The sequence below is a fragment of the Hoylesella nanceiensis DSM 19126 = JCM 15639 genome (genome assembly GCF_000379965.1).
Classification (GTDB): Bacteria; Bacteroidota; Bacteroidia; order Bacteroidales; family Bacteroidaceae; genus Prevotella; species Prevotella nanceiensis.
In genome coordinates this window covers 224363-245687 of sequence record NZ_KB904332.1, presented here as the reverse complement: position 1 = coordinate 245687, position 21325 = coordinate 224363, and the positions used below count along the sequence as shown (strand labels likewise).

Genomic DNA, 21325 nt, shown 5'->3' with positions numbered 1-21325 from the left:
ATGGAAGCGAGTTCTTACCTGCATCGAACGCATTCTTCGCATTTTAGGAGAAATACTTGGAATGACGCCCCAATACCTTATGGCTACAATCAGCGGAAACGACAAAGAGATGAGCAAAATCCTTGTAATGGCTGAAGCGTTGGAAAAATGGGACGAAGTATGTGGATAGTCTGCATAACTTCTGTTAGGCATGTGTTAACAGTCAATGGATATGGGGGAAGACAGACAAAGGAAAATGAGAAAAGTTAGTGTTTTAAGGGGTGGGAAACTTTAGTACATAACTTTACGGAAAAATATGTTTCTAAAATATATAAATCAGGGCAACCGCATCAAAATGTCAATAACCTGATAATCAATACTTGTCGATTTTGTATTAATAGGGATAAGTGGGGTGGATACAAGGATGAGAAGTTTCAACAATTTACAATATCCCCCCTTAAAAATGCATAATTTTGTATTTGTCTGAATAATAGCCTGTTGTCAAAAATCATGTTTCTTAAAAAATATTACCCGCAAGGGAAATTTGAATTATATGGGGCAAAAAATCAATTTTTATGGGGTAGTAGTTTCGATTTGGACCAATGGTTTTTTTAGGAAAATGGACAATAAGGGAGAGGAGGAGGTTGAAAACTACGTTTGTTTCCTAAGCTAACGTTATTTTGATGCGGTTGCCCTGTATATAAATAGACAGCTGTGGGGAAAATGTGGGGAAAAATTAGATAATTAAAAAGGCTAAATGACTGAAAATAATCACTTAGCCTTTTAATCCGTACCCAGACCCGTACTTCGTAATTGCTGCGCCCATCATTCAAGACTGTCAAATCGGGTCTTTCCTGTCAAGCCAATGATGCCTATGCGTATGCCAAACACATGGATTACGGATTTCTCGTTCCGTGAACAAACACTTTATCCGCAACTCTGCTATGTGGTGTATTGGCTTAACTCCATTTCTATGGGCAACACTTTTGTTGCAGATTTCAAGCAGCTTTTATCGAAATACCCATCAGTAAGAACTCGTTTATTAGGCTTTCCTCATAATTGGGAACAAGAGCCTTTGTGGAGATAAAATAATTGCCCTGTTTCTTAAAAAGCACTGGGGCAAACCAGCTCCGTCTTTAATTGTTTCCAATAAATGGATTGTTTCAAGCCCCTATAGAAAGAGAACAAAAATTCCTGTGTGAAAATTAATCTACGACAAGGAGCAAGCAAGGAGCAATATCAAACAAAAATCAATACCTTTGCAGTACATATGAGATAGACCAAAACAAAAGTGGAATATCGGAAACGAATAGCAAGGAAAAGAGAAGAAACGACCCAAGTTGATGTCCTTTTTGAGTTAATAATCAATAAAAGCGTTAAATCTTCACCTTTTAGAATGTGCAATTAAAAATAACAACCATATTTCTGACTTATTATCTATAAAATATTGAGTAATAATCGGTTGTAAATACAAAGGATGTACTGGTTTGACGGAAATTGTTATACCAAATGGTGTGACAGAACTTAATTCTGACCTCTTTTCTGAATGTTCTAACCTTAGAAATGTTGTTATTCCCAATAGTGTAAATAAAATAGGTAATAGAGCTTTTGAGAAATGTAGCAATCTTCAGAATATCGTAATTCCCCATAGTGTGGACACCATTGGGGTTGCGGCGTTTAGCCGTTGTGAGAATCTTTCTAATATAGCCTTCCCTAATAGTATGAAATTTATTGGAGCATACGCTTTTGGAGGCTGTGATAAGTTGACGAATGTAGTTCTTCCCAATGGTCTGAAAACTATTGAAGAATCGACTTTTGGTTGTGAAAATCTCGAAAGTGTTGTAATTCCCCATAGTGTTGAGCTTATTGGTAGAGACGCATTTTCATTTTGCCCTAAATTAAAGAGAGTAGAAATACCTCAAAATGGTAATTTAAAGAAAATAGGCAGAGATGCATTTGTTCATTGTGCTTCTCTTGCTCATATTGAACTTCCCCAAAATCTTGTTGAGATTGCTTGGGATGCATTTATGTTTTCTGGACTGGTGAGTATAAAAATTCCCGAAAAAGTGAAGTCTTTGGGTAAGGGTCTTTTTCGCCATTGTCCTAATCTTACAGACGTATATATAGGAGATGGCGTTACAACAATGGGCAATAACATTTTTGATAGGTGTGACAACTTAACGACTGTGAGGTTAGGTAACAATCTAACTGAACTACCTGACATGGCATTTTTTAACTGTCCGAAACTTAAAACGGTTACAGAAGGCAATAAAATTGTGTCTATTGGGAAAAAGGCTTTTAAGCTTTGCGAATCTTTAGAAACATTCAAACTTTCTGATAATGTAAGATATGTGGGTGATGAGGCGTTTCGAGGATGTGTAAATTTGCAAATGGAAAAGCTGCCTACAAAAATGGAATATATGGGGTGGGGAGCTTTTAGTAATGTTCAAATTGCTCATGTAGTTATTCCAGAAAAGATTACCCGCATAGGAAAAGTAACCTTTGGTGGATGTAAAAAGCTTGAGAGTGTTGTTATTCCAAATACAGTGAAGTGGATTGAAGGAATAGCATTTGCAGGATGTAGCGCTCTTAAAAGTATAAAAATTCCAGAATCTGTCAAGACTATTGAGGAAGAAACTTTTGAAGCCTGCCTTTCTTTGAAAGAAGTAATCCTTCATAATGATATTACAGCTATAGGAGAAAGAGCTTTTAGAGGCTGTACAAGTCTTGACCGTATTGTATTACCCTCTGCTCTTAAAACGATTGGGAATGAAGCTTTCCGCTTCTGTGAGAACCTTACTGAAGTCGTTGTTCAAGGTAAATTGGAAGAGATTGGTGCTCAAGCTTTTCACGGATGTGCAAACTTAAAGAAGTTCGAGATGCCTTCTGTAAACTATATTTACGCTGAGGCGTTTATGTATTGTGCGAATCTGGAGAAGGTTGTGATAGGTGATGGCCTAAAAAAGGTAGACAGTAATACTTTTAGCGGCACTCCAAAGCTCAAAACAGTAGTGCTACCCTCTAACACTGTTACTGAATTTGCAGACAATGCTTTCACCTTATCAGGAATTACAGAGCTGATTATTCCAAAGAGTGTTAAGACTATTGGAAAGCAATGTTTTCAGGATTGTGCTTCACTTGAGGGTATCGCAATTCCAGATGGAATAACTACAATAGAAGAAGCTACCTTTGAAAGATGTAGAAAATTAAAGAAAGTGGAGATTCCTAATACTGTAAAAACTATAAAGCAAGATGCTTTTCACGATTGTGAAGAACTGCTTGAAGCGGTTATTCCTCATGGAGTTACAACAATTCAGGCACGAACATTCTCTCATTGTTCTAAAATAAGAAGTGTAAAACTTCCTGAAACTGTAAATGTTATTGAGGAATCAGCCTTTGAATCTTGTGGAAGTTTAAATGACTTTGTCTTACCTGCTGGGGTAACAAGAATAACTAAAGCTTGTTTTCAGGCTGCAGGATTAAGAAACTTTACTCTTCCTTCAACTGTAACTCATATTGATGATTTTGCTTTTAGATCAAGTGATATTACCAATCTATTCATTCATAAAGGCATAAAAGAAACGGGAAAAAGCGTCTTTGCTAACTGTAGAGAACTTAAAAAGGTTTCTTTTGAAGAAGGAGTAAAGACTTTAGGCATTAGAATGTTTCAAGGAAGTTATCATCTTAAAGATATTACACTCCCCGAAAGCTTAACAGAAATACCAGATGATGCGTTAGCAAATATAGGAATTGAAACAATAGTTATTCCTAAAAATGTTAAAACTATTGGTAAGGGAGCATTTTATGAATGTCGTAATTTGAAGAGATTGGTTATACCAAATACTGTAGCTTATGTCGATTCATTTGCTTTTGCATATTGTTTAGACTTAGAATACATTAGATATCCTGAAGGTATTAAAACGCTTAAGTATTGTACTTTGTTTGGTTGTAATTATCTTGTAGATTTCCAAATACCTAAAAGTGTAACAGAAATAGAAGACTATGCGCTGGGAGCATGCGAGAGATTGACAAGTATAACCATTCCTCGTGGTGTTACAAAGATTGGAAGTTTAGCGTTTAGAGATTGGTTTGTGATGAAAACTTTATATTGCGAGGCAGAAGTTCCGCCTGTATGTGCAGACGATACCTTCCAAGGAGCAAACGTAAGCAATTGTAAACTCTATGTTCCTGAGAAGAGTGTAGAGGCCTATAAAAAGGCTAATATATGGAAAGATTTTTCTGTTATTGGAAAGATTGCTCTCGGAATAGATAGCATCAACAATGAAACTGCAACCGAAGAACGAGTAGATGTATATACAATAGACGGACTTAGAGTGCTTCAACGTGCTACACAAAGTGAAGTAGGAGAGTTGCCAAAGGGAATATACATCATTAAAGGCAAGAAAGTAATAATAAAGTAAAGACTTTATTTGTCGTAGTTACTCGACAATAGCAGTCTTGTTAAAATAGATTATGCTGAGTTCTTTTGTAGAACTCAGCATTTTTTTATGAATGAACATGAGTCAAATTCTACCATTTATGTTGTTGATTACTCATCGTATAGTCCTTTATAGATTGGTGTATTTAACCCATGGCAACAGTGAAAGCATGATAAAAACTTGTAGTTATTCCCTTGTTGGGAAGTATTGAGGCACCTAAGAAAGGTAATAGATGAATAGATATAATGAAAGCATGGGCAATATATGTGCTAAAATGAGCTGTGACGGCCTTAAACTATATCCTCCTCTAAATCTCATTACTCATACATCTCTCGTGTAATAGGGGCAAAAAGAAACACCTACAACAAGTATTAAACTTGCCATAGGTGCTCTATCTATGTTAGAAAGGATTAATTCAATCTTTTCATTGCAATCTCTTTATGTTAGTGATTGCTTGGGTTGATCTTCCAAAGACGCACTGCTGCTCTCATAGTAATAAAGTCTACAGTACTTTCCCATACAATAGTTTGACCTCTATTCACACCAGTTCTTACTTCAGGACGTGCTCCTTTGCGGATTGGAAACTTGAAACCAGATGCATAACCATAATTATCTGTTCCACCATTACCACGCAAAGTGAGAGATGCATATGAGTCAGATGTGTCTGTAGTAGCACTTCCTACGATGTTATCACTTGTTCTATCGAAAGGCTCATTCACGTAGTACATAGCTCCTTGTAGACGCTTATAAGGCATGAAAGGACCGTTTCCTGCATTGAATGCGTAGCAACCTTTATAGGGGAAGATACGTGTTAGGTCGCTTGGATAGTCAGAATCGAGAGGCTCCCAGAACTTTTCATTAGCAATATCTTCAAGGTCTAACACGAAATGTTCACCCAAATAGCGTTGTCTAAGTTTAAGAGCTGATTGGTCGTTTCTGCTGAAATTAATATCTTCCCAACGTATAGTGTAACGATATTTGTTATCGTTTGCGATAGGATAGTCGTTCACTGTAAAACTGCTACCATAGTTTACAGGAGCAAAAGAAGCAGCTGTATAAGGCACAGTGTTATAGTCTAAGTAGGTAGCTCCAAGAGATTTGTCAGTCAATCTGTTTGCAACACCTTCCATACCCATCATATAAGTGATGCTGTTAAAGCCTCTATAGTTGTCTTTAAACGCTGCACCAGCATAAGAATGAACGTATGTTTTCTTTTCTTTTAGATTACATGGAGTAAGCACTCTGTGTGTAGGTGCCTTTTGATAAGTTCCATATTTGAAAGGAGCAAGACCGATAAAGCTGAAAGTGTTGTTGAAGATAGTCGCCCATTTAGTCCTATCTGCAGCGTAATAGCCTGCTGGGATATTGCTTAAGTTACGCTCATATTCCTCCACATCGTATGCAATTGTCTTAGAAATATCGTCGTCTGCGCTCGAATAGCTATCGTCGGTGCCGAAGTTATCACGCTTAGCTACATAGTGAAGAGGTGCATATTCGAAAGTAGCTACGCCTTTAAATGAGTAACTTTTACCGTTAGTGAAGAATGCACGTGTACCATATACAGGCAACATGTCGATACTTGGGTCGCTAGGATTGATGGGAGCGGCGTGTAAAAGCACTTGAGCCTTTTCAATATAGTTGGTCTTTTGAACTCCACCAGGTGCAGTAAACTCAATCTTTTGTACATCAGGAACCATCCAAATATAAGTGTAAGCAGGGTCAGAAGCACCGTTTTGTACTTGCACTTCGTCGAAAGAATAGTCTGCATAATACAAGTTACAGTTCTTTGGTTTGCCTGCAGTTTGAATGATTTTAAAGGTAGATGCATAGCTTTTATCAGTGCTTTCGATATTGCTTGGAGTATCTTTTAGAGTTGAATTAACGATGTTATCCAAATCTAATTTACCTTCAGTTTTATTAGAAGTAATCACTCTAATACCTTTATATTTGATGCCGAAACCTGTTTTGTTGCTCACAGTTAGTCGAGAGAAAGTGCCTAATGGAGATAAAGAAACAGGGTTTTCGCTGCGCAATTTGTTAGATGTTGGGTGCGCAGTAAGTTTTCTCCATGTGAAAACATAAGGGATATCAGCATCGAAATTAGCCCCTGCTACAGCACGAGCAGCAACTCGTTTGAATTGAATTCCAGTGACATTTCTTGAAGGAGTACCTGAAACTACACCGCCAATAACACCGCAAACATACCATGTACCCTTGCTTATATCAGTGCCAGTGGCCATATTAAAGGTTGTTTTAGGAAGCAATTCAAGAACGCCTTCCGATGTAACTGTCCAAGGAATAACCACCTTTGTTACAGGTTGAGAAGCGTCTGTGCTCTTAAAAATACATGTTACGTTGATAGTGCTACCCACGTTTTTGAGGCTTTGAGGTACAGGAATACCAGTTGTTTCATCGCTCTTAAAAGCCATCATTTGCACATTTACAGGTTTATCTACATTACCTGTAAGCTCTAACGACATAGGGACAGTTAGAGCTGTTCCTTGTTCTTGTTCATCAATAATATTGTTTTCACTATTACAAGCCACGAAAAATACGAGCATCATAATAGCTAATAATGATGTGAGTTTTTTCATAATAAAATATGTTTGTCTTGATTTTTGAAAGTGAGTATCTCAGGTTCTCAGCCTAAAACACATAACTATTCTGTTTTAATCTTTTGTTTATGATGTTAATCTTCAAATGGATTGGTTTCCGATGGCTCGTCCTCTTCAGGTTCACCGCCATCTACAAATGGATTAACTTTGCCCTTTATGGATGCATAATGCAATAAAGGTTCTTCATAACATGATACAATCCAACTCGCTGGTTGGGTGTAATCAGCACGTTCTTTCTTTTTCATTTGTTCTTCTATTAATTTTTTTATTCTCCTACGTCTATAATTATCGTCCCAAATTAAATACACTTATCGGGGCAAAACAAACCTCTTGTTCGTTCTGTCGACGTATCTTTTATGGTATATTTCTTCTACTTTTTATGTTTAGTATGGCAAATGTAATGCTTTTGTTCTAAATCAATGCAAATAAAATAGTACAAAAAACGTGTAATTATTATTTGTTGGTTGATTTTAAATGAAATTAAAATAATAATCCGTTTTTTCGACCAAAAAACTTAAATTTTGGAGCTTTTGCTGCATAAATATGCGACTAATATAAAATAGTGGTGCGAAATAGAACAATTTTTTCGCCATATATAAAAGTGAATGGAATATTTCTTGTGTCGCTTTTATTCTTTTTTTAGAAGATAGGAGGACTGAAAAAATAGAAAAAGAGCGATACTATTTTGATGTGATAGTATCGCCCTTTGAATGATATAGTATCAATATGTTTTCCAATTGCATTGCTTTTAGCATGTAAAAGCAATGAGATTGAAGGGTAATTACATTGCTATTGCAGTGTAATATCAATGCTTTTTGAATGTGACTTTATAGCATCTTCTAACAGAGGGGGTTGAGCTTGTTGGCAACTCGTCTGAGATGTTGTAAGCGAAAAAACAGTTATTATAAATAAAAACAGGCCAGGAAGATCTCTATTTTATGAGTGTTTGGGAGAGGGATAGGGGTAGAAAGAAAAAGAAAAGACTGAAATCTTGGTGTCGATTTCAGTCTTTATGGGTTGAATTGGTATTCAATATAGCTTTGTTATCGAACAAACTTAGTAATGTCATTCGCTGTTTGAAGAATGTAAATACCCTTTTGTAGCGACACGTTTGCAGGTGCAATGCCTTCCCAAACCTTTATGCCATTGACATTGAAGATGCTTACTCTATTTGGACTTTCCGTGCTCAATTGAACGCCATCGGCTGTAATACTGATGTTTACGCCTTCTTTTGTAGAAACACTTTCAACGCTATTGGTTGTACCTTTTGTTATATATAGATTGTAACTTTGCAAATAGTTCTTTCCTTTGCTACCGATTTCAGGGTATCCAGGATTTGTTATTCGCACTGCAACATAAAAGTTTTCGGTGTTTAAAGGGGTGGGATCAATAGTAAACTTGCCGTTCTCTTCTTTCACATACTGTGCAGGAACAACCGATAACTTATCTTCTTTTTTAGCTTTCCATAGCCAAGTGAAAGACGATTTCTGCTCACTTGTAGATATTCCTTTTGTTTTTAGCAAGTGACTAAGGTCTATTGTGTTATTGTTTATTTTGCTTTTGTCTACATAATAGTAGCTTTGAGCATATTGAAATTGCTCAAGTGGGGCTTCATCTATCACTCTATTAGGTATCTGATCGAATCCTAAATTGTTGCCATTTAGATTTAAACGAGTGATTTTTACTAAATTTTTGGCTCCAATAATCTTTCGTAAACCTATCTTATTAGGATTATAAATGCATAGAGTTTCAAGGTCTGTTTGCTTTGAAAGGTCTACTTCTGTTAGAATAGCATCGGTAATTAGAATCGATTTTAAGCCTTCAGCGTCACTCAAGTTGATTTCTTTTAACGACTTCTTTGTACCAACCCAGCTTGCACTCACTTGAATACTTTCAAGTGTTTTGCCTGCAGGTAGCTTCACAGTCTCAAGGTTTGAGCCTACAAACACAGCGTTAACTAAAGCTGGACATTGCGAAATATCTAATGAAGGATAGGCATCAAGGTTGGTATTAGCAAAGCCTAATTCTTTAATTTTGTCAGAAACAACCTCTTTAATACCATTAATTGCCTTGCTGGCTGTTACACGGAAAGTAACGATATTGGTTGCATCTAAAGTTATTTCACGTGCACTTGACCTTGGATGAGTAAAGGTATAGTGCACTTTTATAAAATCTTCTGTAGCAGCTTTGTTAAATGTTTGTACACCTTCTCCAATGCCAAAGTTAACCGAATAACTTGTTGCTCCATCGAGTTTCACTGCAAATTGCACTTCAGTTGCATTGGGAGCGATAGAAAGAACGATTTTGTTCGTAGACGATTGTGCACTCATGTTTAAGCATAATACGCAGAGTACTAAAAGAGTAAAAAGTTTTTTCATGTGCGATAATAATTTAAAAGTGTTATTGATTTTGAGGATTAATAATTAAATACCAATATAATAGTAGTGTGATATATATGAAAGTGGGGTGTAAATATAGCTCTTGAAAGCCATTTTATCGCTGCTTAGAATAGCGTATATAGTGTTGATAGGTTTCTAATTCTTTTATTTTTATAGGTAAGTATTTTTGTTATTGATTAGAAAAGAGCAGTGCTATATAAGGTTATAGCAAAACTCTTTTCTTTCAATTCAATGTTTTCTTTATTTCAATTGCATTGCTTTTAGTATGTAAAAGCAATGAGATTGAAGGGAATTACATTGCTATTGCAGTGTAGTTACAATGCTTTTATTGGGTAAGCCCGTAGCCCTTTAATATAAAGGGGGCAGACTTTGAAAAACGATTAGCGTTTGTTTTTCGCCATTTGGATAGTCATCTTTCCGATGAAGATACCACTTTTACCGTTCTGATCGTTATAAACAGTGTTGTTATCGAGGTCTTTATGGGTTCTAAGTGTCTCGAAGAAAGTGTGTGAATGACCACCCAATACCAAGTCTACATAACGAGTTTGAGGGATAAGTATTTGGTCGTTCATCGTCTTTTCAGTCCAACCTAAATGCGAGATACATATAATAAGGTCGCATTTCTCTTTGTTTTTAAGAGTCGATACCACCTCTTTGGTAGCTGTGATAGGGTTGATATAACGCACAGTTTCATAGTTTTTAGCGTCCACCAAACCATCTAATTGAGGCGCAAGACCAAACACTCCAATCTTAATTCCCTTGCGTTTCAACACCACATAAGGCTTAACAATCTTTGCAAGAGGCGTTCCTGTGAAGTCGTAATTAGCGCAAACGATGGGGAAGTTCGCCTTTTTAAAGAGGCGTTCCATATTCTTTAAGCCGAAATCGAACTCGTGATTGCCAATCGTTACGGCATCATAATGCATCTTATTCATTAGTCCTACTTCCACATCTCCTTTGAAAAGAGTGTAGTAAGGCGACCCTTGTGAAAAGTCACCGCTATCGAATAGCAATAGATCGGGGTTCTTTTTGCGTTCCTCTTTCAACATGGCTATGCGGCGAAGGAAGCCTCCTCGTCCTGCTTTTAGCGTGTCGGCAAGTTGTGGGTTCAATGGATATATGCAGCTATGGGTGTCGTTTGTGTGCAAAATAACCAATTCTTTTGTTCCCTTTTCGGTTGACTTCGCTGGGCTATTGGTTTGTGCTTCACTTTTTGTTGCAACGAATGTAGCTGCTAAACTGAGTGCTATGATGAGTTTTTTCATTGTCTTTCTTGAAATAAATAAATGAATATTTAGGGCAAAATAGTGATTCGTCCTTCCACCTTTGCACCCACTTTTTGACCTTGTTTGGCTGCCTCTCTGAAGTAATCCATAATGATGAATCGCACATTACTATGATAGTCTTGAGGCGAAAGCACGTTTGTTTTGCTCTTAAATGCCTCTAACTTGTCGTTACCTTGAGCCAAATAGTCGAGCGTTGCGATGCGATATGCCTTGTTAGGGTCGATAGGTTGGTTGTTGATAAGAGCCTTTTTCAATTCGCCTTGCTTTGTTATCTCAAGGTGAACTGAGCCACTTACGCCCTCACCACCAGTGGAAGCGATTTGCTTGAACAGCTCCATCACCTTCTCTCCGCTAAGGGTTAAGAAGCAAATCTTATTCTCAAAAGGAGCAACATCCACCACATCACCCACCGTAATGTCGCCTTTTGCGAATGCAGCTCTAATGCCTCCGATGTTATAAACAGCGAAATCCACTTGCTGTTGATAGGGTTTTGCGCCCCAAACAAGAATGTCTGAGAGCAAATTAGATAGCGGACTCTCTGGTCGGTAGCTTGCTAATGGCATCGAAGTAGTGCCCACTATGGGTGCCATAATGCTGTCTACACGATGTTTAAAGGGTTCCATAAACTTGTTTGCGTCGGCATCTGGACTTGCATCATATCTGTTATCGATGAGTATTCGATCACGAGTTATATTAGAAAGGTGATATCCTGAGCTACAAGAAGCACATAATATCGCTGATAAAAAGCAAGAGCTTATAATGTGTTTTGTGTTCATATTTACGATGAATTATATTTACAAAAATAGATGTTTTTATGCAATTTTAATGATAACCTTATGTTAAAAGTTATTTGCAGTGCATCCGATAAACATTCTTGTAATATAAAATTGAAGGGATTAAATCCTCTCTTGGACTTGAAAAATGAATGCGGAATTACCTATATACAGGCAATTCCGCAAGAATTTATATGCGATTTAAGTTTTATCGGGAAGCAATATTTAATAATAAAAATCACTTGTATTTCCCGACTATTCATAACGAGGATACCATTTTATATGCTCAACAGCAGCACGTGCATCAGTAATATTCTCTTTTGTGTTTTGATGGTCAATGGCATGTTGTGCTACTACCTCAGCAAGATGCTGTGAGAAAGAAGTTATTTTATTCACAGGAGGGAGTACTGCTGCGCCAGGTTCTGATACATTCACTATTCCTCCTAATGCATGCGCTGCAGCTGATAAGAGTGACTGATCTACTAATTTTGCAGTAGAAGCTATCACACCAAGTCCTAATCCTGGATACATCAGAGCGTTATTAGCTTGTCCAATAGTGTAAGTTACTCCTTTATAATTGACAGGTGAGCTTGGAATACCAGTAGCGATGAGTGCACGTCCGTCAGTCCATTCTATCAAGTCAGAAGCCTTTGCTTCTGCAAGTTCTGTTGGATTTGACAGCGGGAAGATAATAGGACGTTCAGTATGTGCAGCCATTTCCTTCACTATTTCTTCTGTAAATGCTCCTGCTTGTGTAGACGTTCCTATTAATATCGTAGGCTGAATAGCACTAACTGCTGCGTGTAAAGTAGGTAGAGGCTCCTGTAAATCACTTGTCGAGCGTGCAAAGAACTGCTGTCCTTCTGTCAATTCGGTCATGTCATTAGTGAGTAATCCCTGCTTGTCTACTAAATAAATATGTTGCTTTGCCTCTTCAGAAGATAGGCCTTGTTGCATGAATTCTTCGTAAATCTGATGTGCAATTCCTGCGCCTGCTGTTCCTGCACCAAACACCATTACACGTTGGTTGGTAAATTTTTGTTTAGAGATATTTAGTGCTCCGAGGATAGCAGCCAATGCAACTATACCGGTTCCCTGTATATCATCATTGAAAGTTGTAATCTTATTCTGGTAGCGTTCGAGAATAGCTGCGGCATTAGGACGGCCAAAGTCCTCCCAATGAAGGTATAAGTTTGGAAATAGACGTTCTGCTGTTTCAACAAACTTGTCTACAAATTCATGATATTTTTTACCACGGACACGTTCATGACGATTGCCTAGATAAAGAGGATTGTCGAGCAATTGTTTATTATCAGTTCCCACATCAAGTACTAATGGCAAAACCTTATTAGGGTTAATACCAGCTGCTGCGGTATAAACCATTAGTTTTCCAATAGCAATGGCAACACCATTTACACCCCAATCACCTATACCCAATATGGCCTCGGCATCAGTAACCACAATGAGTTTTATATCTTTTCCTTCTGAAGCGTTGCGCAATGACTTCTCAATATCTTCAGGATGGTCGATAGAGAGAAATCCTGCATCCTGTGGTTTCATGAATAATTCGTCATATTGACGAATAGCATCTGCAACAACTGGATCATAAACAATCGGCATAAACTCCTCGATGTGCTGTGCCATAAGAGCATAGAACAGAGTGCGGTTGGTGTTGAAAAGTGTCATTAAATATACACGTTTCTCCAGATTATTTACCTTTTTCTGATATTGTAGATATGTTCTTTCTATTTGTTCCTCAAGTGTCTGCACAACTGGAGGGAGTAATCCTACGAGATTTAACTTCTCACGTTCAGCCATACTGAAGGCTGTTCCCTTGTTAACGAAAGGGTTGTTCAAGATTTCTTTAGATGTATCCATACTCTCTTAAATGTTTATTTAGTAGCGAAAGGTTATCCATGCTACTTCTTAGGACCTATAAATAATTTTAATTGGCTATCTTATTTGATATTAAATTTGTCTAATCTTTTAATTATGATGAAGATATCTTCTTATAATTCTATTAATAATATTATAATTCTGAATATATAATCTAAAACTCTATCTTAGTTTGTATTATGATCTAACTTGTTTTATCTACAGATAATCCAAAGATATAAATATATATTAGGAACGCAAGCAATATGAAGTTTTTATTTTCCTAAGAAAGAAAAAAAAGTGTTTATTGAGTATAGTTTCTATTTGTTTATTAAGAAAGGGTGCCAAAAACGATCTAAAAAGAAAAAAAAGCAGAAAACCAAAATAGGTCTTCTGCTTTATAAATGATCGTTTGTTATATCGTTTCTTCATTCGTTTTATATCTCAAAGTAGAGCATATAAAATCCATTTGAACGAATAGTTATCATGTTGTTGGTTGCTTTGTTGAGCGTACCTTGCCACCATTCAGAGGTGGGATAGAGGCTCCATTTCAGTCCTTCGGATTGCAATTGGGTGCAAGAGAAGTTGAAGATGCTCACCGCCTTGCCTGCTTTCGTTTCAAAAGAACAGGTGTTTTGGGCAGGAATAAAGTAGCCATAGTCGCTTAAACACACAGGTTCGAGGTCGAATTCTTTAAAATATCGCATCATTAAAGAAATGTTTCCGAGTGTGTGATCTTCTCTTTTTCCCGTTGCTCCGACATACAAAATGCGTTTAAAACCTAAGCTTTTGCAATGCAAAGTGGCTTTGGTTAAATCGTTGTCGTCTTGCTCTTCTACAACATGTAGAATGTCTTTATACTGCTCTTTAAATGCTTGTGGCAACGAATCGCCATCACCTATAATGGCATGAGGCTTCAACCCGTGTTCAATAAGGGTTGTTCCTGCACCGTCACAACAGCATATATAGGGGCAATTCTTTAAGAAATGCCATGCCAATTGCGATGTGGGGAACGAGCCATTAGCCACAATTACAGCATCGAAAAGCGTACTTTCGTTTAGTTTCTTTATCATTCTTGTAGGGTGATATTTTGTTGATTGAGCATCATTCGCTTCCATTTAAACCAGCCTAAGATGGCAATAACGACATAAAGTCCATATAAACCAGCTTTGAAAGGTATGCCTTTATAGATATAAAGTATGGTGCAAATAATGTCTACAACAATCCAAAATAACCATTGTTCGATGTATTTTCGAGCCAAAGCCCATAGCCCTATAAAGCTAACAGCATTGGTGAAAGCATCTAACATAGGCACATTACTGTCGGTAAAGGTAACTAAAATATAGTATGTAGCAGCCCATGCGGCAAACATTATGAGTGCAACGGGAAGATAAAGGCGTTGAGGCATGTGTGTAATGGCACTCGCACCATGTTGCGAATGTCGTGCCTTGTTGCCCCATTTCCACATTGCATAGCCATAAATACCAGCGAAAGTGTAGTACACAGCCATTCCTGCATCGCCATAAAGTCCATGCGAATAATATAGATAAACGTCCATAGCAGGCATGATTATACCCACAAACCAGAGCGCAATACTTGCTCTATACTCTAAATAAATATAGACTAAACCGAGTATTGTGGTGAAAATATCTAACCAATGTTGGACTATATAGCTTGTAATCATATTTTATCTTAGAAGTTTAAAGATAGGTGTGCCATGAAATTAAAGGGCGCAGAAGGAGCAAAACCTGCTGCATATGAATCGTAAGGTCCCCATGTATTTATCGCAGTTAGTTTGTTGTTCACCTTTGTGTATTTTGGTCCTGCCCAACCATTGTTGTCATATTTTGCGCTAAATAGGTTGTAGAAGCTCACTCCAAAGGTTGCATCTTTCACGCCTAAACGCTTTAATGAGAAGTTATAAGAAAGGTCTAAGTCGGTAACACAATAGCTCTTCAACATCATTGTAGAAAGAACTGGGTTGTTATCCTTATCCTTTGATACCATATTTCTTATACCAGTGTTGGTTAAGTATTGCTCACCTACATAGCGATTGATTAACATTGCTTTGAAACCTTTATAGTTAAAGGTAAGTATATTGTTAAACATTGCGCTTGGAGAGAATGATAATGGCGATTCACCTTCAATGACTTGAGTTGCTTTTTTGTCGTAGGTTACACTCACATTGCTTACTCTATTCTTAGAGAAGGTAGCGTTTGCGCTCCATTCAAACCATGTTGTTGGCTTGTAGTTCATTTCCAATTCAACACCCATACGATAGCTCTTTTCAAAGTTTCGTGTAATAGCTTCACCCAAATTGTCAAGTTCGCCAGTTAAAACGAATTGGTCTTTGTAGTTCATATGGTAGAAGTTTACACCCGCATTGAAGTTCTTTAATCTTAATTGATAGCCCACTTCAAGGTCGTTTAAGCGTTCTGCTGTTGGCAAAGCGAGTTGTGCATTGAGATTGTTCTCATAGTTGTTGCGCACAGGTTCACGATGAGATATAGCATAACTTGCATAGAATCTGTGGTTAGGATTAATCTGATAGTTCACTCCGAACTTAGGATTAAAGAAGTTAAAGTTATTCTTTAGGTCATAAACAAGTGCTCCTGTGCTTTCGTTAATCACGTCAGAAGGACCGTTCATCTTTATTCCTACATGGCGATATTGTAGATCTACGAATCCATTTAAGCCCTCAACAAAAGTGTAATTCACTTTAGAATAAACATTAAAGTCGGTCTTCTTGGTGTTATTGTCATAATAACGATGATAGGGGAAGTATGCATCTACAGGCTTAGCAATCCATGTTACGAAGCCATAATGGTCGCCATCGTATTTGTTCCAGCCTCCTCCTATGGTAGCTTCAACATTCTTTTTGTTGTTAAAGTGAAGCGAAGCAATAGTTCCGAAGAAGTCATTTGCGAGCCATTTTTGACGTACTAATGAGCTTGTTGCTTGGGTTTTGTTAGCATCTAATCCGTAATCTAATAGATTTTTATCCTTTTTATATTGCTCATAGTAGCCCTTTCCGTTGGTATAATGCAAGGCAACGTTCAACGTCCAATCTTTGTTTAAGTATTGATTCCAAAACAATTGGTAGTGTTGTTGGTGATAATTATCGGTTTGATCACGATAAAATTGAAGGTTTCCGTTAGCATCTTTCTCCATTTTACCACTGGGATTGTAGGTTCTTCCATAAACACTTTGGTCGTATTTAGAAGCAAGGTCCCATGCATGATAAGTGCGTTCAGTTCCGTTAAAGGTAATAAATTTAACGATAGTGTTATCTGCAAAGTATCCAGCTTGAACAAAATAAGAGTTGAGTTTGGCAGATGCTCGGTCGATATAACCATCACTTCCGATGTTAGAAAGGCGTCCTTGAATGCCCCAATGACCTCCAAGTAGGCCTGTTCCAAAGCGTAAAGTCTCTTTATGAGAAGCATAAGAACCAGCCGAAAGATCCACCGATAAGAAAGGATTCATACCAATTTGTTCGGTTTCCATATTGACAGTAGCACCAAAAGCACTGCTACCATTGGTAGAAGTACCCACACCTCGTTGTATTTGCATTGACGAAATGCTCGATGCAAAGTCACCCATATTCACCCAAAACACTTGAGAACTCTCTGCATCATTCATGGGAATGCCATTCGAAGTGATGTTAATTCTACTTGGATCAGTACCTCTTACACGCAAAGAAGTGTAGCCAATGCCGTTTCCAGCATCACTCGTTGTGATGACAGAAGGGGTTAATGAGAGCAAGAAAGGAATGTCTTGTCCGTGGTTAATAGCTTTAAGTTGTTGCTTGTTGATGTTTTGAAATGCCATAGGAGTGGTTCTATTGGCACGTGTAGACGTCACTTGTACGCTTTGAAGCTCGTAGGTTTTAAGTGTGTCTAATTTGGTTTCTTCGGGCGTTGCCGCATAAAGTGCAGGGCAACATGCTAACAAAAATGCTAGACTTTGTGGTTTTTTCATTTCCTTTTGAATGTGTGAAAATAAACAAAAGGGGCGTTTCTTGGTATCCTTTTTCCCTCCGCTGGCATTATCCAGATCAGGTTTTTGGGTATGATCTCAGCTCGAAATGTCGGGCACCCCTTAACTTACAGTCTGCAAGTCGGCGGCAAAATTAATAAAAAATGTAATAAATCCAACAGAAAAAGATAAGAAAAACGTTTCGAACTCTTTTTCATCATTCACCTAAAACAAATCTAAATGATAAACAATGGCTATTTAAATGGAAGAGAGAAAAAGCAAGTTTTAAGCGAAAAAACATGGTAGTAGATGAGGCTCTATAGCCTATTTGTAAACGAAAGAAAAAGAGAATGGAAACGAGGTGATGTGCTGTTGCGCTGTGAATGCAATGCGTTGTGAAAGAAGAGGTTGCGCACTTGCAAGGTAAAAGCTATGTTATTGCCTTGTAAACTCAATGCTTTTAGCTACCAATGTCAATGCTTTTACGCACTAAAAGCACTGCTTTTGGAAGTGAAACTCGATGCGCAAAGCCAGTGATATGAGTGGGGAACAATAAAAAAGACTGCACCATTATAGCGCAGCCTCTTTCTTTTTATTATGGAATGAAATTATTCTTCAACATCCATTTCAAGTATAAACTTCTCGATTACCTTTGCAACTCCGTCCTCATCGTTTGATGATGTAACGAAGTTTGCACGACTTTTAACCTCTCCGGGGGCGTTATCCATTGCTATTCCGAGCCCTGCATACTCAATCATTGATAAGTCATTGAATCCGTCACCCACTGCAATTACATCGTCTTTGTCGATGTTTACCATGGCAAGAAGACGCTCAAGCGACTTCGCTTTGTCTACTCCTGGGGGCACACATTCAAGGAAAAAGCCTGCAGAACGATACACTTCAACTTGTCCGAACAAATCTTTTGACAATTGAAGTTCTAACTCATGCAATGGAGTTGGGTCGCCAACGATAAGACATTTGTTGATAGGATATTGCAAATCTTCAACAAAATTGTCGCATTGTGTAACGGGTAACTTATTGATAAAGGCTTCGTGTTCAACGTAGTTGTTATCCTTTTGCGTTGTAACAATACCATAATCTTGATAGGTGAGGATAGCTAATCCAGCCTTATCAGCCGCATTATACAAAGCTTCTACTTCGGGTTTGCCTATCGTTTGCTCAAAAACTGTTTCACGAGAGGTGTAATCTATTATCTTACCTCCATTGAAAGCGAGAATAAATCCACCGTGATTTGTAAGCATAAGTTCATTTGCAATGGGGGTAATTCCATAGGTAGGACGTCCTGAAGCTAAAACAACTCTAACGCCTTTTGCTTGCGCTTGCATCAAAGCTTCTTTGGTTCTTGGGGTAATCTCCTTATAATTATTGGTAAGAGTGCCATCTAAATCGAGCACTAGCATTTTGTATTTCATGACAATATTGGCTTTAATTAATAAATAAATTTGTAAGCTCTAAAGCGCTTTTTTCGTATAGTCTACAATGATAAAGTATTCTTTAAATTCTATCTCCGATTGAAATTGCGCTACAATTATAATGTATGGTTTTTCTAAATCTCCTCTTTTTGTCGGGCTGCAAATGTACACTTTTTATCCAATTTACACAAATAAAATTCGTTTTGTTTTTATTCTTTTACTAAAGAATACCTATTTATAAAAATGAGAAGATTAATAATTTAATCGTAATATATATAAATAGGTGGTTATAAATGAAAATAGTTGTTATTAAATAATGGTGTTTTAGTGGAGTTGTTTACCTTTGCATTGATAAAGATTTCTTGCTGTTTGCAAATATATTTGAATAAAATTGCAAAGATTTTTGTTTGCTATTGCAACTAATTAGACCTGCTGTGCGTCTATAAAAGTAAAGAGCCTGCAACGTGATTGCATATTGAAAAGGAACGAATGAAAGTGCTTTCACATGGCAAGAGGTCGATCAAAACGAATACAATAATTATCTTTTAGAAATAAGAAACATGGAAAAAGACGTTAATTTACTGCTCGCTACTTATGGAAAATACTTCCCAGAAGAGAGCATGTATCAAGTAAGACAAATCTTTGAGAATATGGATCCTAACCAAGTATCTACCTTATCGATGCTTCAATTCAAAGATCCTTTGATGGCATTAATCATCTCTTTGCTTGGAGGAGGATTGGGAATTGATCGCTTCTACATTGGTGATACCACTTTAGGAGTATTGAAATTGATAACATGTGGAGGCTTTTCGATATGGGCAATCATTGATCTTTTCTTGATTATGGGTGCTACTCGTCAAAAGAACTTAGAGAAATTGTTAGTCGCTCTCTAAGCTATAGCCAATCAAAAGAAATAAAAGAGGCGAACACTAACTGCGCTTTAGACTATTAAGGTCTAGACAAGTGGGTTCGCTTTCTTTGTAGTTTAGATTGTAGATGAATAGCGATAAACGAGATCTTCGCATTATATCCATCTTCTTTTGTGTTGGTGTTGCGTGGCTGTTGATCCACCTTTTATGGAATGTGCATATCGAAATATGTCCCATTAAGAGGTTGATAGGTGTGCCATGTCCATCTTGTGGCACCACAAGAGCATTTAAAAGCCTTTTCACTTTCGATGTGGTTGAGGCGTTGAAGTATAACATCAACATTCTTATTTTATTGCCTTCGATTGTCACTTATGTTACATTGAGGGTTTACGACCTTATTTTTCACACTCAAAAGTTAGAGCAAGTATATCACAAAGTAAAAGAAATGCTGAATAAAAAGCTGATCTTTTGCGCCTTTATTCTCTTCGAAATACTTGCTTGGATCTTGCATATTAGCTTACGATAGATAGGTATTTCTATCTAAAAAGTGCTTTTTCAAATCATTATTTTTGTTGTAATATAGATACAAAGCAGGCTCAAATAAATTGAGTCGCAATAATATTGGGGTGTCGTTTGGGGTTATTTACTAATGAAAGATGAGATAAGTAAAGGCAAATAGACATAAAATATAATAACGTTTAAAATTTGTTCAATTTATTAATCGGTTCTTGTTATGGAGCTATAAATGTTTTATATTTGCTCAATCAATATATTACAAAACAGCAAAAGGATATCAATCAAAGAATAATCAATAATTAATTAAAGTAGAACAGAAATGAAAAAGTATTTAGCAGAGATGATAGGTACAATGGTACTTGTACTTATGGGCTGTGGAACAGCAGTGTCTTTAGGATGTAATCCCGTTGGAGCAGATTTGTCAACAGTAGTTGGAACAGCTATGGCTTTCGGTCTTTCAGTTATCGCAATGGCATATACTATTGGCGGAATATCAGGTTGTCACATCAATCCAGCAATCACATTAGGAGTTTTCTTAAGCAAAAGAATGAGCGCAAAAGATGCTCTTATGTACATTGTTTTCCAAGTAATTGGTGGTTTGTTGGGTGCAGCTATCTTATATGCACTCGTTACTAGCGCAGGAACAGACTTTGCATTAGCTGGCGCAGGCTTAGGTTCTAACGACCTACAAAGCGGAGTTAGCGTTGCAGGTGGTTTGATTGCAGAAATCGTATTCACATGTGTTTTCGTGTTAGTAGTACTTGGAACTACTGCAAGTGATAATGAGTCTACAGGCAAATTCGCAGGTCTTGCAATTGGTTTGTCACTTATTTTAGTACATTTAGTATGTATTCGCTACACAGGAACATCAGTGAACCCAGCTCGTTCGTTTGGTCCTGCATTGTTTGCACAGCTTGCTGGCGGTCCAGCAACAGCGTTAAGCAACCTCTGGATCTTCATTGTTGGTCCATTTGCAGGTGCTGTTTTAGCAAGTTGTATATGGAAAGTAATTGGTAACAACAAATAAATTAAGATGAGTTTTTTTGAGTCTTCACAAACAATTCTCGAAAAAACTCATTTCTTTTGTTAAAATACTTGTAAAAAGAAAGGGTCTTTCTCTTATTTTATTCCATTCCCATTATCTTTGTAAACCAAACAGAGAA

16 protein-coding genes, 1 pseudogene and 1 riboswitch are annotated in these 21325 nt (G+C 37.3%); of the genes and pseudogenes, 6 read left to right on the top strand and 11 right to left on the bottom strand.

The features are described from left to right. From A3GM_RS11630 to A3GM_RS0108895, 3 genes and pseudogenes are all read left to right on the top strand, one after another. A pseudogene (locus A3GM_RS11630) lies at positions 1–169 on the top strand (IS4 family transposase); the annotation flags it as partial. A 675-nt stretch (positions 170–844) separates the two neighbouring features. After that, positions 845–1066 carry an Abi family protein gene (locus A3GM_RS0108900; protein ID WP_004356044.1) on the top strand — a complete coding sequence of 74 codons (222 nt, stop codon included), beginning with the start codon at positions 845–847 and terminating at the stop codon, positions 1064–1066. Positions 1067–1433: 367 nt separating this feature from the next. Further along, positions 1434–4400 carry a leucine-rich repeat domain-containing protein gene (locus A3GM_RS0108895; RefSeq protein WP_081614699.1) on the top strand — a complete coding sequence of 989 codons (2967 nt, stop codon included), beginning with the start codon at positions 1434–1436 and terminating at the stop codon, positions 4398–4400. Positions 4401–4861: 461 nt separating this feature from the next. Here the strand turns inward: A3GM_RS0108895 and A3GM_RS0108890 are convergent, their stop codons facing one another. The 10 genes from A3GM_RS0108890 to A3GM_RS0108840 form a co-directional block, all read right to left on the bottom strand. Next, positions 4862–7012, bottom strand: a complete 2151-nt coding sequence (locus tag A3GM_RS0108890) for a hypothetical protein (RefSeq protein WP_018363021.1) — start codon at positions 7010–7012, stop codon at positions 4862–4864. Positions 7013–7107: 95 nt separating this feature from the next. Continuing rightward, the gene (locus A3GM_RS11625) at positions 7108–7278 is read right to left on the bottom strand and encodes a hypothetical protein (RefSeq protein ID WP_018363020.1); all 171 of its coding nucleotides are present in this window, start codon (positions 7276–7278) and stop codon (positions 7108–7110) included. 798 nt (positions 7279–8076) lie between these two features. Further along, positions 8077–9411 (bottom strand): hypothetical protein, encoded by a 1335-nt coding sequence (locus tag A3GM_RS0108880; RefSeq protein WP_018363019.1) that lies wholly within the window; start codon positions 9409–9411, stop codon positions 8077–8079. Between the two features lie 401 nt (positions 9412–9812). Continuing rightward, complete coding sequence (locus A3GM_RS0108875) at positions 9813–10697, bottom strand: bifunctional metallophosphatase/5'-nucleotidase (protein WP_018363018.1); 885 nt, start codon at positions 10695–10697, stop codon at positions 9813–9815. Between the two features lie 29 nt (positions 10698–10726). Next, positions 10727–11494 carry a 5'-nucleotidase C-terminal domain-containing protein gene (locus A3GM_RS0108870; RefSeq protein ID WP_018363017.1) on the bottom strand — a complete coding sequence of 256 codons (768 nt, stop codon included), beginning with the start codon at positions 11492–11494 and terminating at the stop codon, positions 10727–10729. 252 nt (positions 11495–11746) lie between these two features. Next, on the bottom strand, positions 11747–13369 hold the full coding sequence (locus A3GM_RS0108865; protein ID WP_018363016.1) for a malolactic enzyme: 1623 nt from the start codon (positions 13367–13369) through the stop codon (positions 11747–11749). A 434-nt stretch (positions 13370–13803) separates the two neighbouring features. Next, positions 13804–14439 (bottom strand): thiamine diphosphokinase, encoded by a 636-nt coding sequence (locus A3GM_RS0108860; RefSeq protein ID WP_018363015.1) that lies wholly within the window; start codon positions 14437–14439, stop codon positions 13804–13806. Beyond that, the gene (gene pnuC / locus A3GM_RS0108855; RefSeq protein ID WP_018363014.1) at positions 14436–15050 is read right to left on the bottom strand and encodes a nicotinamide riboside transporter PnuC; all 615 of its coding nucleotides are present in this window, start codon (positions 15048–15050) and stop codon (positions 14436–14438) included. Before pnuC ends, A3GM_RS0108860 begins: the two co-directional genes overlap by 4 nt. Before the next feature lie 8 nt (positions 15051–15058). Further along, positions 15059–17347 carry a TonB-dependent receptor gene (locus A3GM_RS0108850; protein WP_018363013.1) on the bottom strand — a complete coding sequence of 763 codons (2289 nt, stop codon included), beginning with the start codon at positions 17345–17347 and terminating at the stop codon, positions 15059–15061. Positions 17348–17383: 36 nt separating this feature from the next. Further along, a riboswitch (TPP riboswitch) is annotated at positions 17384–17478 on the bottom strand. 474 nt (positions 17479–17952) lie between these two features. Continuing rightward, complete coding sequence (locus tag A3GM_RS0108840; protein ID WP_025829972.1) at positions 17953–18777, bottom strand: Cof-type HAD-IIB family hydrolase; 825 nt, start codon at positions 18775–18777, stop codon at positions 17953–17955. A 560-nt stretch (positions 18778–19337) separates the two neighbouring features. Between A3GM_RS0108840 and A3GM_RS0108835 the strand changes: the two genes are divergently transcribed. After that, complete coding sequence (locus tag A3GM_RS0108835; RefSeq protein WP_018363010.1) at positions 19338–19670, top strand: TM2 domain-containing protein; 333 nt, start codon at positions 19338–19340, stop codon at positions 19668–19670. A gap of 36 nt (positions 19671–19706) precedes the next feature. Here A3GM_RS0108835 and A3GM_RS11790 read toward each other — a convergent pair whose 3' ends face one another. Beyond that, entirely contained in the window at positions 19707–19988 is a 282-nt protein-coding gene (locus A3GM_RS11790) for a hypothetical protein (protein ID WP_018363009.1), read from the bottom strand. Here A3GM_RS11790 and A3GM_RS11900 point away from each other — a divergent pair. Together A3GM_RS11900 and A3GM_RS0108825 are read left to right on the top strand one after the other, a co-directional pair. Continuing rightward, positions 19900–20172: a DUF2752 domain-containing protein gene (locus tag A3GM_RS11900; RefSeq protein ID WP_422723607.1), complete on the top strand. Its 273-nt coding sequence runs from the start codon at positions 19900–19902 to the stop codon at positions 20170–20172. The two genes, A3GM_RS11790 and A3GM_RS11900, sit on opposite strands and share 89 nt — an antisense overlap. Positions 20173–20481: 309 nt before the next feature. Next, a complete protein-coding gene (locus A3GM_RS0108825; RefSeq protein WP_018363007.1) occupies positions 20482–21189 on the top strand; it encodes an MIP/aquaporin family protein in 708 nt (235 codons plus the stop codon). Positions 21190–21325 lie beyond the last annotated feature (136 nt).

Coding starts and splice junctions, on each gene's coding strand:
- A3GM_RS0108865 (WP_018363016.1), bottom strand. CDS start 13,369: ATGGATACATCTAAAGAAATCTTGAACAACCCTTTCGTTAACAAGGGA.
- A3GM_RS0108840 (WP_025829972.1), bottom strand. CDS start 18,777: ATGAAATACAAAATGCTAGTGCTCGATTTAGATGGCACTCTTACCAAT.
- A3GM_RS11625 (WP_018363020.1), bottom strand. CDS start 7,278: ATGAAAAAGAAAGAACGTGCTGATTACACCCAACCAGCGAGTTGGATT.
- A3GM_RS11790 (WP_018363009.1), bottom strand. CDS start 19,988: ATGTTGATGTTATACTTCAACGCCTCAACCACATCGAAAGTGAAAAGG.
- pnuC (WP_018363014.1), bottom strand. CDS start 15,050: ATGATTACAAGCTATATAGTCCAACATTGGTTAGATATTTTCACCACA.
- A3GM_RS0108870 (WP_018363017.1), bottom strand. CDS start 11,494: ATGAACACAAAACACATTATAAGCTCTTGCTTTTTATCAGCGATATTA.
- A3GM_RS0108825 (WP_018363007.1), top strand. CDS start 20,482: ATGAAAAAGTATTTAGCAGAGATGATAGGTACAATGGTACTTGTACTT.
- A3GM_RS0108875 (WP_018363018.1), bottom strand. CDS start 10,697: ATGAAAAAACTCATCATAGCACTCAGTTTAGCAGCTACATTCGTTGCA.
- A3GM_RS0108890 (WP_018363021.1), bottom strand. CDS start 7,012: ATGAAAAAACTCACATCATTATTAGCTATTATGATGCTCGTATTTTTC.
- A3GM_RS0108850 (WP_018363013.1), bottom strand. CDS start 17,347: ATGAAAAAACCACAAAGTCTAGCATTTTTGTTAGCATGTTGCCCTGCA.
- A3GM_RS0108860 (WP_018363015.1), bottom strand. CDS start 14,439: ATGATAAAGAAACTAAACGAAAGTACGCTTTTCGATGCTGTAATTGTG.
- A3GM_RS0108900 (WP_004356044.1), top strand. CDS start 845: ATGATGCCTATGCGTATGCCAAACACATGGATTACGGATTTCTCGTTC.
- A3GM_RS0108880 (WP_018363019.1), bottom strand. CDS start 9,411: ATGAAAAAACTTTTTACTCTTTTAGTACTCTGCGTATTATGCTTAAAC.
- A3GM_RS0108835 (WP_018363010.1), top strand. CDS start 19,338: ATGGAAAAAGACGTTAATTTACTGCTCGCTACTTATGGAAAATACTTC.